Source organism: Acetobacter sp. ESL1128, assembly GCF_058505085.1.
Genome location: NZ_CP196370.1, coordinates 144,119 through 156,831, shown reverse-complemented (window position 1 = coordinate 156,831; position 12,713 = coordinate 144,119). Strand labels below are relative to the sequence as shown.

General features: G+C 56.2%; 13 protein-coding genes and 1 pseudogene. 10 read left to right on the top strand and 4 right to left on the bottom strand.

The genetic code is table 11. The features are described from left to right. Positions 1-361 precede the first annotated feature (361 nt). The 3 genes from ACSYTG_RS13785 to ssb all read left to right on the top strand — a co-directional run bounded on the left by ACSYTG_RS13785 (position 362) and on the right by ssb (position 2,098). Positions 362-493, top strand: a complete 132-nt coding sequence (locus ACSYTG_RS13785; protein WP_257125309.1) for a hypothetical protein — start codon at positions 362-364, stop codon at positions 491-493. A gap of 706 nt (positions 494-1,199) precedes the next feature. Further along, complete coding sequence (locus ACSYTG_RS13780; protein WP_489784178.1) at positions 1,200-1,589, top strand: hypothetical protein; 390 nt, start codon at positions 1,200-1,202, stop codon at positions 1,587-1,589. A 53-nt stretch (positions 1,590-1,642) separates the two neighbouring features. Then, a complete protein-coding gene (ssb, locus tag ACSYTG_RS13775) occupies positions 1,643-2,098 on the top strand; it encodes a single-stranded DNA-binding protein (protein WP_489784177.1) in 456 nt (151 codons plus the stop codon). Between the two features lie 50 nt (positions 2,099-2,148). Here the strand turns inward: ssb and ACSYTG_RS13770 are convergent, their stop codons facing one another. The 3 genes from ACSYTG_RS13770 to ACSYTG_RS13760 all read right to left on the bottom strand — a co-directional run bounded on the left by ACSYTG_RS13770 (position 2,149) and on the right by ACSYTG_RS13760 (position 4,501). Further along, the gene (locus tag ACSYTG_RS13770) at positions 2,149-2,778 is read right to left on the bottom strand and encodes a hypothetical protein (protein WP_489784176.1); all 630 of its coding nucleotides are present in this window, start codon (positions 2,776-2,778) and stop codon (positions 2,149-2,151) included. Then, the gene (locus tag ACSYTG_RS13765; protein ID WP_489784175.1) at positions 2,766-3,452 is read right to left on the bottom strand and encodes a hypothetical protein; all 687 of its coding nucleotides are present in this window, start codon (positions 3,450-3,452) and stop codon (positions 2,766-2,768) included. Before ACSYTG_RS13765 ends, ACSYTG_RS13770 begins: the two co-directional genes overlap by 13 nt. A gap of 191 nt (positions 3,453-3,643) precedes the next feature. Further along, on the bottom strand, positions 3,644-4,501 hold the full coding sequence (locus ACSYTG_RS13760) for a hypothetical protein (protein ID WP_489784174.1): 858 nt from the start codon (positions 4,499-4,501) through the stop codon (positions 3,644-3,646). Positions 4,502-4,732: 231 nt separating this feature from the next. On the opposite strand from ACSYTG_RS13760, the gene ACSYTG_RS13755 reads away from it, so the two are divergent. The 5 genes from ACSYTG_RS13755 to ACSYTG_RS13735 all read left to right on the top strand — a co-directional run bounded on the left by ACSYTG_RS13755 (position 4,733) and on the right by ACSYTG_RS13735 (position 9,285). Then, positions 4,733-5,062 (top strand): type II toxin-antitoxin system PrlF family antitoxin, encoded by a 330-nt coding sequence (locus ACSYTG_RS13755; RefSeq protein WP_489784173.1) that lies wholly within the window; start codon positions 4,733-4,735, stop codon positions 5,060-5,062. Continuing rightward, the gene (locus ACSYTG_RS13750) at positions 5,049-5,414 is read left to right on the top strand and encodes a type II toxin-antitoxin system PemK/MazF family toxin (RefSeq protein WP_489784172.1); all 366 of its coding nucleotides are present in this window, start codon (positions 5,049-5,051) and stop codon (positions 5,412-5,414) included. The genes ACSYTG_RS13755 and ACSYTG_RS13750 overlap by 14 nt, the downstream gene beginning before the upstream one ends. Positions 5,415-5,495: 81 nt before the next feature. Then, positions 5,496-5,756 carry a hypothetical protein gene (locus ACSYTG_RS13745; protein WP_489784171.1) on the top strand — a complete coding sequence of 87 codons (261 nt, stop codon included), beginning with the start codon at positions 5,496-5,498 and terminating at the stop codon, positions 5,754-5,756. Next, the gene (mobF, locus tag ACSYTG_RS13740; RefSeq protein WP_489784170.1) at positions 5,753-8,974 is read left to right on the top strand and encodes a MobF family relaxase; all 3,222 of its coding nucleotides are present in this window, start codon (positions 5,753-5,755) and stop codon (positions 8,972-8,974) included. Before ACSYTG_RS13745 ends, mobF begins: the two co-directional genes overlap by 4 nt. Further along, complete coding sequence (locus tag ACSYTG_RS13735) at positions 8,971-9,285, top strand: hypothetical protein (protein WP_354859852.1); 315 nt, start codon at positions 8,971-8,973, stop codon at positions 9,283-9,285. The genes mobF and ACSYTG_RS13735 overlap by 4 nt, the downstream gene beginning before the upstream one ends. A 59-nt stretch (positions 9,286-9,344) precedes the next feature. On the opposite strand, the gene ACSYTG_RS13730 is transcribed toward ACSYTG_RS13735, so the two are convergent. Next, a protein-coding gene (locus tag ACSYTG_RS13730; RefSeq protein WP_148299137.1) for an IS630 family transposase occupies positions 9,345-10,402 on the bottom strand; the annotation gives its coding sequence in 2 pieces (ribosomal slippage) (positions 9,345-9,910 and positions 9,910-10,402; 1,059 coding nt in all). A 606-nt stretch (positions 10,403-11,008) separates the two neighbouring features. Here ACSYTG_RS13730 and proP point away from each other — a divergent pair. Then, on the top strand, positions 11,009-12,478 hold the full coding sequence (gene proP / locus ACSYTG_RS13725) for a glycine betaine/L-proline transporter ProP (protein ID WP_489784067.1): 1,470 nt from the start codon (positions 11,009-11,011) through the stop codon (positions 12,476-12,478). Positions 12,479-12,576: 98 nt separating this feature from the next. Further along, positions 12,577-12,705: pseudogene (locus ACSYTG_RS13720) on the top strand (IS5/IS1182 family transposase); the annotation flags it as partial. Between the last annotated feature and the right edge of the window lie 8 nt (positions 12,706-12,713).

Here is a 12,713-nt window from a genome sequence, read left to right as displayed (position 1 = left end):
GGTCTGCCGGATGCGTCACACAACCCGCTGAATGGGTCGTGAGCGGAACCGTAACCTTTCCCCAATTGTCGGAATAGAAGCATTGGACAACACAAAGCCTCATCCCGTTTTGCGAGCTTTATTGCCGCCCGTGCAAACACCAAAACACCGCGAGGACCGGTTGAAGGCCATAGCATCCGCCTTGCAGACAATCGCGCTGGCAGTTGTGGGGGTCGGGCTTATCACCCCTTTGTTTTCTCCGCCCTCTCACCTTGTGCCGGGTACAGCGGCCCTCGCTTTGATTGTCGCGCTCGGTATTGAAACACTGTCTTTGCTTTTCCTGCTTTATATCCCGTATACTCCGAAAGAGGAGGACTAAAATATGGACGATACCACACGCGCCATTCTGGTCTATGCAGTGCCTTTCTGCCTCGGTACGGCAATTATTGGCCTGTCTCTTGGTCCGATTGCGACACGCCTTGCCAAATGGCGGGAGTCATTGGAGCGCAACTAAACCGAGACCGGCGGGCTCTAGCCCGCCGTGATGCGTTTTAGCCTTCATTCCTGATTCGGTTTTTCCCGGCCGGTAAAAAAGCCGTATCGTTGTCCCGGCGGGCTATCCACAATTCCACAGTTACCTCCCAAGGGCCGTGCGCCACCAGACTCTTGGCGGTCGTGTCGCCCGGCCCTTGGGTCCCTCCTATGGATTTGTGGACAGTCATGACCTTGTGCCTGCCCCAGTACGCAAGGCCGGCGGTTTCACCAGACGCCTTCGGCGGCCTACGGCTGGCGCGTCACACGCGCCCTCTGGTGCAGCCAGTCCCTTGTGCCGGGGAGGTGGCCTTTTTGCTCAGGAGGCAAGGAGTGGGGTGGGGCGGCCATGCCTCTTGCCCACCGTTCTGCGTTGTGGGCGCAAGGGGGCGTGATGTATAGAACGATCAGAAATACAATAACAAAAAGAACCGGCACAATTTGTTCTTGTTGTAAAGACGTTACAATAAATACAGAAATCTAACGCGAAATAATGTTACGTTTATTCGTGCAAAAAAGACTGAAAAAACACGCTTTTATCGCAGTTTTCCGCGCTTTTTCTCTTGCTCTGTTTGTCGGTGTGTACTAATCTTTACTTGTTGAGAGGGAATAGGCCCGAACAACAAAACGCCCCGGTCGGTGTTTCGACCACCAGACCGGGACTAGCCAGAACAGAAAGGGTTGGTTTCATGTCCGACGTAAAGAACACTGTAAGCAATTTGCCTGCATCACCGCAAGGTAGCGAGGAGGGGCCGCATTACTCAGATCGGACACTTGCTGCCTTGGTGGAACATCATGGCTGGCACTATCATAACCCGAACCGGCCTGCGAGCGGTGTGGAGCGTCTGTTTGCCGGGCTGGGTCCCGATGGAGATCTGGTGCCCAATGGCGCGCGGTATCTTGGAGCCAATTACTCCAAAGACCCGGAAAGCCGTCGGTATATCGCCCTGCATTATGGGTTTGACCTGCTCAAAGACTGGGACGGCCGGGAAGGAACCCCTGCGGAGATTGCTGCCCAGGTCAATAAATGGGCGGAACAGTACGTCCAGATGGAACGGGCCAAGCTGAAAGCCGCTTAAATCGTCCTTCAGATCTGTGATATTCTTATCAATATTTTTAGTGGAACAAGCAAATGTCAGGCAGCGTCAACAAAGTCATTCTGGTGGGTAATCTGGGCAAAGACCCCGAGGTGCGTCATGGGCAGAGTGGCGCGAAGATCGTCTCTTTCTCGCTTGCCACTGGCGACACATGGAACGACCGTGCAACGGGCGAAAAGCGCGAGCGGACCGAATGGCACCGTGTTGTCATTTTTAATGACCGGCTAGCCGACGTTGCCGAACGCTTCCTGCGCAAAGGCCGCAAGGTGTACCTTGAGGGCGCGTTGCAAACCCGTAAATGGACCGATCAGGGCGGGCAGGAACGCTATACGACCGAGGTGGTTGTGGACCGCTTCCGTGGCGAGCTGGTTCTGCTGGACAGCCGCCCGGACAGCGACGAAGCGGGCGGGCATTATGGTTCAGCCCCCGAACGCAGGCAGGCGGCTCCTGCCTACGGCAACGCCGGTCCGGTAGACGAAATCCCGTTCTGAATTGGTGGACATGGCGCGCGGTTAACGCGCGCCATTTTGGACACAAAAGATTAGTTCTGGTTCTGGGCCGGGATGCGCAAGGGTGTGAGATCACACCAAGCCTGTCCGCTTTCCGTAACGTAGCTATGGCCCTCACAGTAGCGCGCCCGTTCCAGCGTATGCGAAACCACCGCATAATGTGCTAGCAGACCGCCACAGAAAAGCAGCGCCCCGGCTAGTGCCAGACGTGAAATCGCTTTCCACCGTGTCGCAAGATAGAACCCCTGTTCATGGTGCGGCATCTGCTGTTTCAGCCGGTCATACAGCTCCGTTTTCAGTCCTCCCATGATTGAGGCGATCATCTTGTCGATGGTCACCTGTTGATGCTGTTTAAGGCGCTCCTCTTCCATCTTGATTCGGTGTTCGCCTGCCGAGCTGATCGCCCGCACAGCTTCCAGTCCGTTCGCCAGGTCTTTGCGAAGCTGCGCCAGGCTGATCTGTGCAGTTTCTTCGGCGGCGGCTATCCGTGCGGCAGCGGCGTTGACGTTCTGGCATGTTTCGGCTGTCGCATCGCTTAGACGGGCCAGCAGCAACCCAAGCGGGCTATTCAGATCGATGCCCGCATCGTGGAGGCTACCGAGGAAGCGCTGTCGCGCTCCCTCTTCTGGGGTTCTGCTGGCGGGATGGCTTACGGCATCCATTCGTCAGCGCCTTCCTTAGTCAGATTAGTGGTGAAGTCCTTCAGCCATTTCTGGGCCATATGGACCCACAGAGGGTTAAGAGGTCGTCCTGACTGCCCCGTTTTGTTGGCAATTGCCTCGAATACACTCAGCCCTTCCTCTTCTATATATTTCATTGCTGTGAGCGCAGGCATGTCGATGGGGATGACGCCCGCCTCAAACATTGTGACCATTCGGGGATCTTCGCGCAGCCATTCGAAGGGATCCACTGCCCGACTGGCGTTGCGTTGTAGGCCAGCGTTCAGGAAAAGCAGGCTTGTTCCTCCCTGAAACGCGCCGCTGCTCCAGATGCGGTGCATATGCTCGAAATCATCGCGCTCCGGGCCGGTAAAATAGGCGTAGGTCGGGATCAGGTTTGATGCGGCAAGAAAATGGCCCAGATCGGATTCCGCTGCGAGTTCCTCGCTGATTCTGTCGCCACCGCCCATGTCGATGACTACCGAGGCATTTTTCTTTAGTGCCAACGCTAATGTATCGGCCAGCCAGACCTTGCAGGTTTCGAGTGTCGCGTCAGCAGGGCGCTCAACCCCATGTGGCCCATTGGGTGGATAGAGGCGTGACAGCATCGGGTTGTTGATGTCGCCATCGGCGACAAGCACCTTGTGCCCCAGCTCGATGGCATGTCGTGCGATCACGGCGCAGCCCAGACTACCGCCGCTGCGGCCGCGGCCTATGCGCCAGAGGGCGCGGGGGGGGCGTGTGGGAGCTGGGGGGACTTTGCTGGTGTCAGCCATAGAATGAGACCTTCTGATGTAAAGACGGGCACGATGCCTATCTTTCACCATTGTCGCTCATTCGGTTGTGACGCTGCGTGCAGGTCTATGGTTCAGAGATGTCGTCTTCCACGAGCGACCCGGTAGACGAACTTTTCTTCCTCCGTCATGGAGCGGGTCGTTTCGTGCTGAGCGTTTATAAGGCGGCCTACATCTTTCAGCCAGTCATCTTCGAACTCATAGCCTCTCTTGCTAGGGTAGCCCGGTAGATCGTCGCCAAACTTCCATGCGTTCCCACTCAGGGGGTTGATTTCCCCTTTGCGAACTGGCGGTAGGGAGGGGTCGAACGGCTCATAGGCGCGATACGATACCCCTACGATTTTAGGCAGATCAAGGGTGACGAGTGGCGTGTCGCCAGTCAGCGCGGCAGCATTGTGTCCTGCTGTTGACTGCGGATTGGCAACAGTGGCCGCCCGCGCCTTTCGTGCTTCGGCTTCTGCCGCCATGCGCTGGTTGTGTTCCGCCACGTGGGCGGCTTCCTGGCGCCGCCATGCCGCCGCCCTTTCTGTCTTTTCCATCTTGTCGCGCAGGGCGGCCTTTTCGGCGGCTTCCGCCTCGCGGCGCTGGCGGATTTCCGCCTGAATAGCCGCTTTTTCGCTCTCGCGTTCCGCTTCGAGGCGCAGGGTTTCTGCAGCGCGTTCCGCAGCGCGCTCATTCCGTCGCTCAAGCCATTTCCCGACCCGGTACCAAGTCAGCTGGGCGCAGCGGACGCTCGGCGTCTGGCCCTTGCCGTTCAGCAATCCGACCGAGGCGAACCAATCGCACAGCGCCCGCCAGTTGATCCGGCGCCCGTCCTGATGTGCCAGCAACGCCTCGCGATGGCGCTCCATCCATGCCCGTACAGATGCGACGCCAGCAGCGCCGTCAAGCGCCTCCAGTGCCCCTTCTATCCCGATGCCTGTTGCCGACATTTTACTCGTTCCCTGTCCTCTGCGCTCAACTGTGACCGCGCACGCACCCTATAACACGCCATCAGTTCCGCATCAATAAAGCATCAGCTTTGCTCGCGCTCTACCTCATGACTACTTCACTTCAACATCACCAAAAAGATTTCTCCATATACAAATGCAAACGTTCCGTTTGCCGCGCCTGCGGCGCGTCAGCCATCCGGTTAAAGAGCAGTCGCTGATCGGGTTGATGGCGTGTTGCTGGTCCCCGCCGCCTTGCATCCTGGTGGGGCTATTCGGGGCAGTGGGTGTCGTGCTGGCGACAGAACACTTGCGGTTGGCAAGGAAATTCCTTACCTTGGGGACATGATCAGAAGCCGCCTCACAAGTAAGTCCCAGACGACCATTCCGCAGGCTGTCCGTGCGACACTGGGCCTGCAGCCTGGTGACGAGATAGGTTACGTCGTGGAGAACGGGCAGGTCATCCTGACCCGGGTATCCGCAGCGGCAGAGCAGGATGATCCCTTCGCGACATTCAGCGAGTGGAATTCTGTAGCCGATCAACACGCCTATGCCGGGCTTTGAGGTCTGGGACCTGCTCAAGGTTCCGTTCCCCTATACAAATCGTCCCGTCCGGCAGCATCGCCCGGCACTTGTCGTGCGGGTGGTGCAGTCCGCCGGTGCGCCTGATCTGCTCTGGGTGCTGATGGTTACGTCGTCCTCCCACAGGCGGTGGGCGGACGATATCGACATCGACGATTTCAGGGCGGCTGGTCTTCCAGCCCCGTCTATGGTTCGCCCGGCGAAGATCGCGACGATTGAAGCGGCCGATGCTCAGCGGATCGGCACTCTACCCGCAGAGCACCGGGAAGCGGTCATGCAGGTCGTGGCGAAGTTATCGTCGTCATTGCGCGACGGCTGCCCGCCCGGGCAGTAGCGCGGCCAATCAGGTTTCGCGAACAGGCGTCACAACCATCTGTGTGACTCTGTTCTCCGCTTTACAACGGAGAACAGACTGATGTCCGAGATAGCGCAGCTGCGCGACACGCTGCAGACACACACAAAGATTCTGATGCTGCTGCAGACCCAGGTGGAGCAGACGATAAAAGGTAACACTACGATTATAGGGCTGCTGACGCCCCCTGATGACGATGAGGGCAACCGCCTTGCCAAAGCGTTGGAAGCTGTGGCGGAGAATGTCGCGGCCCTGACACAGGCCACTGTTCAGATGCAGTCTGCAGTCCAGACGCTGGTCTCCAAAATGGAGGTCACGTCATGATGACGTTTCGTAAACTCTCGGCCGATGGGGCGGGGAAGCTTATCATGGCCTACTTGCGCGAGCATCAGATGGATGTCGCGCCTGGGGCTGAAGCGTCGCCGGGCAACGGTCAGGAAAAGGGCGGCCGTCTCAACAACTACTATACTGGCCGGGAAGGGCGTGGCGACTGGGGGCCTGACATTGGCCCGCTTGCAGCCCGCGCACTCGGCATTGATCTAACGGCTCCGCCCTCGGACGAAGCACTCTGCAACCTGTTCGAAGCCAAGCGTGCCGATACTGGCGAGGAATGGCACGACATTGAGGGTGACAAGACGACCGAACAGGCGGGCCGTAAAGCGGGTGGCCGCAAACGCACGATCTCTGGGTTTGATTTTACGGCTTCACCCGACAAGTCCGTCACGCTTGCCGCTGAGTTTGCGTCTACGAAAGCCGAGCAGGCGCTGATCTGGCACGCCATCCATACGGCGAATGATCGGGCGCTCAGGCTGATAGCGGCGGAGCTGGGTTGGGCGCGACGGATGGTGAACGGCATGCAGATCGACGAGCAGGGCGAGGTTGGTTGGGTGTCCTTCCGACACTACGCGGCCCGCCCAGCCATGCAGATACAGGATGGTGCGTCTGGCCCCACGGCTTCGGTCGAAATTCCAGTGCCCGGCGATCCGCAGGCCCATATTCATAACATTCTGTTGAATATGGTAGCCACGGCGGACGGACACGTCGGCTCTCTGGATTCCGCCCGGATCACGAAAACGATGCCCCATATCTTCGGGGCCTACTTTCAGGCGCAGCTCGCTCAGCTGCTCCGCGAACTGGGGATCAAGGTCAGCATTGATGCTCGGGGCCGGGCGATCGTTATTGACGACATCCCCAAAGAGGTCTGCGAGGCGTTCTCTAAACGGAGCAAGCAGGCCGAAAAGCAGGCGAAGGCGTTTGTCGCGCGACAGGGTGGTGACTGGAAGACGATGTCGGCCGACCAGAAATTCAAGGTTCTGCATCAGGCCAATCTGGCTTACCGGGCGAAGAAATATACCGGGAGCAACGACCGGGAGATATGGCGGGAGCAGGCGGACGAGCTGGGCTGGAAGCACACAACCTCGCTGACGGATGCCGTGTATGCGACGAAGACCGATGCTGAACGGTTTGAGGAAGCCTACGCGATTGCGGCGCGGCTGGTCGCGGAAGACTTCAAGAGCAGTGCGGTTCTCGATCTGGACGTTCTGAGGATGCACGCAGCTCACGGCCTGATTGCGGCCGGGATCCATGAGGCGGACGACATGGACCATGTCCGCGACATGATTCTGCAGCGGGTCGTCGTTCTGGAAGGAGAGCCGACCTCGCTTGTCGTGCAAACGCTGCATGGGCGTCAGCGTGTCACGTCCCAGTTCCAGATCAGCGTGGAGAAAGAGTTCTCCGAACTGGTAGCGCTGGCGGCACGCAACACGGACGGGGCGTTGTCGCGCGATGCGCTGCAAAGGGCGATTGAGGCGTCCGGGCTGGATTTTGATCGCGAGCCCGATCATGGCCGCGCCCAGCTGGCAGCCATTTATGGCCTCGGGCTTTCGGGGCGGCTTGGCTTCCTGACCGGGGCAGCTGGTTCAGGGAAGACGGCGCTCCTGTCGCCGCTGGTCACAGCATGGAAGGAGGAAGGGCGGCAGGTTATCGGTACGGCCATGGCCTGGCGGCAGGCGGACGCGCTCAAGGATGCCGGGGTGGATCGGACCGTGGCGTTGTCTCCTCTGTTGCGCGAGATCGAGGCGGGGCGGCTTGCGATCGCTCCCAACTCGGTTCTCATTATTGACGAGGGAAGTCAGATCGCACCGAACCAGATGCTCAAGCTCCTGCGGCTGCAGAAGGAGGTGGGCTTTTCCGTGCGGATCATTGCGGACCGTGAGCAGGCGCAGGCTATTGAAGCGGGTGATAGCGTGGAACTTATGATGCGTTCGGTGCCTGCGGGTGTGCGGTTTGAGCTGCTGAGCACCATCCGTCAGAAAACCGAGCGCGGCCGGATGATAGCGGGTCTGTTTCGTGGCGAGGGGCGTGACCTCACGAAATCCGAGGAAGAACAGAATGATCTGGATGCCCAGCGTGCCCGAAAGGCTATCGATCTCAAGCGGGCGGATGGGACGTTCAGCCTGGTTGGTGGCGATCACGCGCAGGTTGTCGCCCATATTGCGGAGTTCTACCTGAAACGCAGGGACATGCTCCGCGCGTCCGGGAGCCGGCGCGGTATTACGATGTCCGCTCCCACGAATGAGGACGTCATGGCGCTCAGTATGGCGGTGCGTGAGCGCCTGCGTGAACGCGGAGAGGTCGGGAAGGAAGAAATCGTTCGGGCCGCGATTGACCAACGGGGCGAGAGTTATGATCTCCCGATCGCTGTTGGTGACCGCCTGAGGCTTTTCAGCAAGGTGCGCTGTCGTGCTCAACGAGCCTATGGGTCGCGGTGGTTGGAACTGGGTTCAAACGGTGATTTTGTTGATGTTATGGGATGGACGGATCACGGCCTTATTCTCAAGAACCGCGCGGGCACTGAGGGGTTCGTCCCATGGGATTCCTTCGCGGATCGGGAGACCGGGCGCATTTCCCTCGGTTTTGGTCATGCGATGACGATTGATGCGGCACAGGGGGCGACATCGGACGAGCATATTAATGCGCTACCACGGGGTAGTTCGTCGATGACAGGGTTTACGGCCTATGTTGCGGAAACCCGGCATGTCCATGCGTCATGGACAATGGTTGGCGAAGCGTCTGTGAGGGAGGCTGAGGCGTTTTCGAGGCCTCTGGGTGATAAGACCCCGGTAACGTATGAGGATCTGCTGAACCGTGTAGCGGGTGACATGGGCAAGCACCCTTACAAGTCCGTCGCAATTGACCTGACGGGCGAGGAAATGAAGGTCAGGCAGGGACAAATCGAGTGGATCCGTCGTGAGAGGGGGCGGGAAGAAATTGAAGAAACTGAGCAGCAGCCCGGGGAACGCGCACGGAGCCGGGCCGCATCTGTGTCGTTGCGCAAAGTTCCCGCTGAGCGGTGGGACGATCTGGGCCGCAATCTCAGGCGTCAGGCGTTGATCGCGCAGGATGCGGCGGAACGGGCTAACAGACTTGCCGCGCGGGGTACTGAAAAAGATATGTTTCAGGACAGGACACAAACGCCAGCACCGAACAGCTCTAAGGGCCGTGTGGTGCGGCCTTCAACGGATATGGGAGTGGATTCATGAGTAACCCGCTGGTGGAAGAAATCGTAGCGCGCGCGTTGCCCCTTATTCATGTCGAACGGGAGGCGGAGCAGCTTGACACTCAGGAGGATTATGAAGCCTTCCGGGCTAGGCATGCCGAGTTGAACCGGCAGGTCATCAATCAGTTACGCGCCTGCGGATGGATGCGCGATGATGCGACCATAGAGGACATGCGCGAGATCTACTATGCTGTGCTGCGACATCCTGAGCTGGAAGGCTCCTCCTCCGACAGGGCGGTTGCCGGGCGCCTGTTGAACGAGGCGTGGAAAGGGCTACATGATTGGGTTGGGTAAACGATGGTTGGCGCGGCACAAGCCGTATTCGTCCACCAACTTATACCAATTTGTTTTTGCTATGACCCATGAGCCCAGTCGCGCAATCCGAGGGACATAATGCGCCATGGCTGCTCGGTGAGCTGGTTCCACGCATGGCAGGCGATATCGACGATATCGTCATAGGTTCTGAAGATTCTGTTTGAGAGCCATGTATTGCGCATAAACTGCCAGACGTTTTCCACAGGATTGAGTTCGGGAGAGCGTGGCGGGAGCGGCATGATGGTGATGTTGGGGGGAACCGTCAGTTTCAGACTGGTATGCCATGCTGCCTGATCCAGGATGAGGACGGCGTGACTTTGCGGTGCAACGACCTGGGCGATTTCCTTGAGATGGAAATTCATCGCATGAATGTTGCACACGGGGAGAACAAGAGCAGCCCCTTTTCCCTGAGCGGGGCAGATTGCCCCGAAAATCCAGGCGGATCGGGTCCTTAGGTCGGCTGTCGCCCGGGGGCGGGTTCCCCGCTTCGCCCAGCGCCGTGTCAGCTTCGTTTTCTGGCCGATCCTTGCTTCATCCGCCCACCACAGTTCGATATTTTCTCCGGGGTGACAGGCGCTGATTGCGGCAAGGGCATCAGGAAAATCTTTTTAAAAATGTCCTGGGCATCCGGGTTCTGGGCATAATGCCGGGGGCGTGGCGTCAGCAGACGAAAATTCTCACTGCGGACAATCCTGCTCAACCAGGAAACAGACAGGCTGACCCCGTGCTCTTCATGAAGCCAGGCGCACAGATCACGCAATCGCCAGCGCACCACGCCATGAGCCGAAGGAATGGGACCGTCTTCAATCCGCTGCGCCAGAGCCTCCATGACGGAAGGTGTGATGCGGCGGGCAGCACCCCCACCATGACGATCAATCAGCCCCGCAGGCCCTTGCGCGTTAAAGCGCAAAACCCAGTCCCGAACGATCTGTCGATCCGTTCCCGCAAGACGGGCCGCCTCGCCACGCGTTGCCCCGTCATAAATCGCGGCAAGCGCCAGAAGGCGCCGCGACTGGGCCGCATGTCTGCTTCGTCGCGCCAGACCTCGCATGCTCGCTGCATCATAATCTTCTCGGAGTGCGACCGCCTTGCTCATCAGGGATACCTTCCTTCAATGACGGTATCCTGTGAATCACAATTCAACGCCTATGTGTACCCCCCCCCCCTGAGTCACAGCCAAAACAAATTGGTATTAGGGCGTCTAAAAGGCGCGTTTCACGTTGGTCAGTTGCTGGTTCATTCGATGACACCAGGCCGCAAGACTTGATCAGCGACTTGAGGCGGAGCGGCATTCCTGATCCACTGCGGGAGTGTGTCACGAGAGTGTAGGGATGGCGCTGTTCTGGTTGTTGGACGAGGCTTGGGCGGCGATCGAGCCGCACCTGCTGAAGAACCGGCCGGGAGCGCGGCGGGTGTCGCTCTCGCCACGGCTCTGGCTTTCTGGCTCTGAATGAGTCTGAGCCCTAACAGGCAATAGACCACTCTTCGAAACATGCGGCAATTCTGAAATTAATATTAATTATTGCCGTATAAATGAAATAATATAATTAAATTATTATCAATAAAATCTTGCGGCGTAATTTTTTATACAATCGTGAAATATTGTTTTTATTCTATATCTCTAAATTCGTAAAAATATAATCATTTGTCTATTAAATTTAAATAAAAAGTGATATTATTTTTGGAAAAGGATAAAATTTTTATGCACGATGCTGACTCGAAATATGCTCATTTTGGCTGGTTTAAGCGCCGAAAGCATATCAACGTAGATGATATCACCCTTGTCGATAGGGATATGCTTAAACGCGCTGTAGGAGCAGCCGCGTTAGGCAATGCTATGGAATGGTTCGACTTTGGTGTTTACGGTTATATAGCTGTTGTAATCGGTCGAGTGTTTTTTCCATCTGTTGATGCTACAGCACAATTGATTGCAACATTTGCCACTTTCACCGTAGCTTTTCTTGTTCGCCCATTAGGAGGTATGGTTTTTGGCCCCCTAGGTGATAAATATGGACGTCAGAAAATATTGGCCGTCACCATGATTATGATGGCTTCCAGTACATTCTGTATAGGGCTTATACCATCCTACAACAGTATCGGTTTATGGGCTCCGGCACTCTTATTACTGGCGCGTATGATCCAAGGTTTTTCTACCGGCGGCGAGTATGGCGGGGCAGCTACCTTTATAGCTGAGTACTCCACAGACAAAAGCCGTGGTTTTATGGGAAGCTGGATGGAATTTGGTACTTTAGGTGGTTACGTTGCTGGCGCAGGCGCGGTGACAATTCTGCAATTAACACTCGTAGATAGTCAGATGACCTCCTGGGGTTGGCGTATTCCATTTTTAGTTGCTGGGCCATTGGGTTTACTCGGTCTTTATATGCGCAACAAACTGGAAGAAACACCAGCTTTTCAGAGCTACACTGAAGAAGCGCAAAAGCGTGAAAAAGAAAAACCCGGTTGGCGTGATCTGTTCGTCGTCCACTGGAAGCAACTAGCCAAATGTATAGGACTGGTTCTAGTTTTTAATGTTACTTACTATATGGTATTAACATATATGCCGAGCTATCTCAGCGTGACCCTTGGCTACCCAGAAACAAAAGGTCTATTGCTCATTATTCTTGTAATGTTGGTCATGATGCCTTTGAACATTGTGGGCGGGCTATTTAGTGATCGACTGGGGCGACGGCCAATGATTATTGGCGCATGTCTAGCACTTTTTTTTCTGGCGATACCAAGTCTATGGTTAATACAGAGCAACAATGACTGGATGATTTTCTTTGGATTGATGCTTCTAGGAATATCTTTGGTATGTTTTACCAGTTCGATGCCTGCTACATTGCCAGCTTTGTTCTATACTCCTGTAAGATACACAGCATTGTCTTTTGCATTTAATCTATCAGTTTCAATTTTTGGTGGCACTACACCTTTAATAACTGCGTGGCTTATTCGGCGGACTGATAATTTAATGTTTCCAGCCTACTATCTCATGGGTGCTGCAATCATAGGTATCCTGACCATGCTGACCGTGAAAGAAACTGCTCGTTTACCTCTGCGCGGATCGCCACCTGCGGTTGGTACAGAAGAGGAACTTGAAGCGTTTATGAAAGGTAATAAACCTTTAACAGTAGATTTAAAATTGCCACCAATTTCTCAGAATGAAAACTCTTAGGATAATAGAGAGAGATATATGGAGGGTTCTAAAAACTCCATGGTTCTGTGTTCGTATCTGTGTTTCCATGCCGCCTATGGTAATGGGGTGGATGAATAGTGAAGCAGCCGGGTTTCTTTGATGTTGAAGAGCGGCTTGCTCGTTTGAGAGGGCTTGGCGATCAGCTTGAAGCCTCCCGCTCCGATCTGGAGAAGGCTCTGGCTTATTCGGATGGTAGCAAAGGCGGATAGCCCTC

What these genes read in the sequence shown, in the direction of transcription:
- proP (WP_489784067.1), top strand. Translation starts at nt 11,009, where the DNA reads ATGCACGATGCTGACTCGAAATATGCTCATTTTGGCTGGTTTAAGCGC.
- ACSYTG_RS13770 (WP_489784176.1), bottom strand. Translation starts at nt 2,778, where the DNA reads ATGGATGCCGTAAGCCATCCCGCCAGCAGAACCCCAGAAGAGGGAGCG.
- ACSYTG_RS13735 (WP_354859852.1), top strand. Translation starts at nt 8,971, where the DNA reads ATGAGTAACCCGCTGGTGGAAGAAATCGTAGCGCGCGCGTTGCCCCTT.
- ssb (WP_489784177.1), top strand. Translation starts at nt 1,643, where the DNA reads ATGTCAGGCAGCGTCAACAAAGTCATTCTGGTGGGTAATCTGGGCAAA.
- ACSYTG_RS13760 (WP_489784174.1), bottom strand. Translation starts at nt 4,501, where the DNA reads ATGTCGGCAACAGGCATCGGGATAGAAGGGGCACTGGAGGCGCTTGAC.
- ACSYTG_RS13780 (WP_489784178.1), top strand. Translation starts at nt 1,200, where the DNA reads ATGTCCGACGTAAAGAACACTGTAAGCAATTTGCCTGCATCACCGCAA.
- mobF (WP_489784170.1), top strand. Translation starts at nt 5,753, where the DNA reads ATGATGACGTTTCGTAAACTCTCGGCCGATGGGGCGGGGAAGCTTATC.
- ACSYTG_RS13750 (WP_489784172.1), top strand. Translation starts at nt 5,049, where the DNA reads ATGCCGGGCTTTGAGGTCTGGGACCTGCTCAAGGTTCCGTTCCCCTAT.
- ACSYTG_RS13785 (WP_257125309.1), top strand. Translation starts at nt 362, where the DNA reads ATGGACGATACCACACGCGCCATTCTGGTCTATGCAGTGCCTTTCTGC.
- ACSYTG_RS13745 (WP_489784171.1), top strand. Translation starts at nt 5,496, where the DNA reads ATGTCCGAGATAGCGCAGCTGCGCGACACGCTGCAGACACACACAAAG.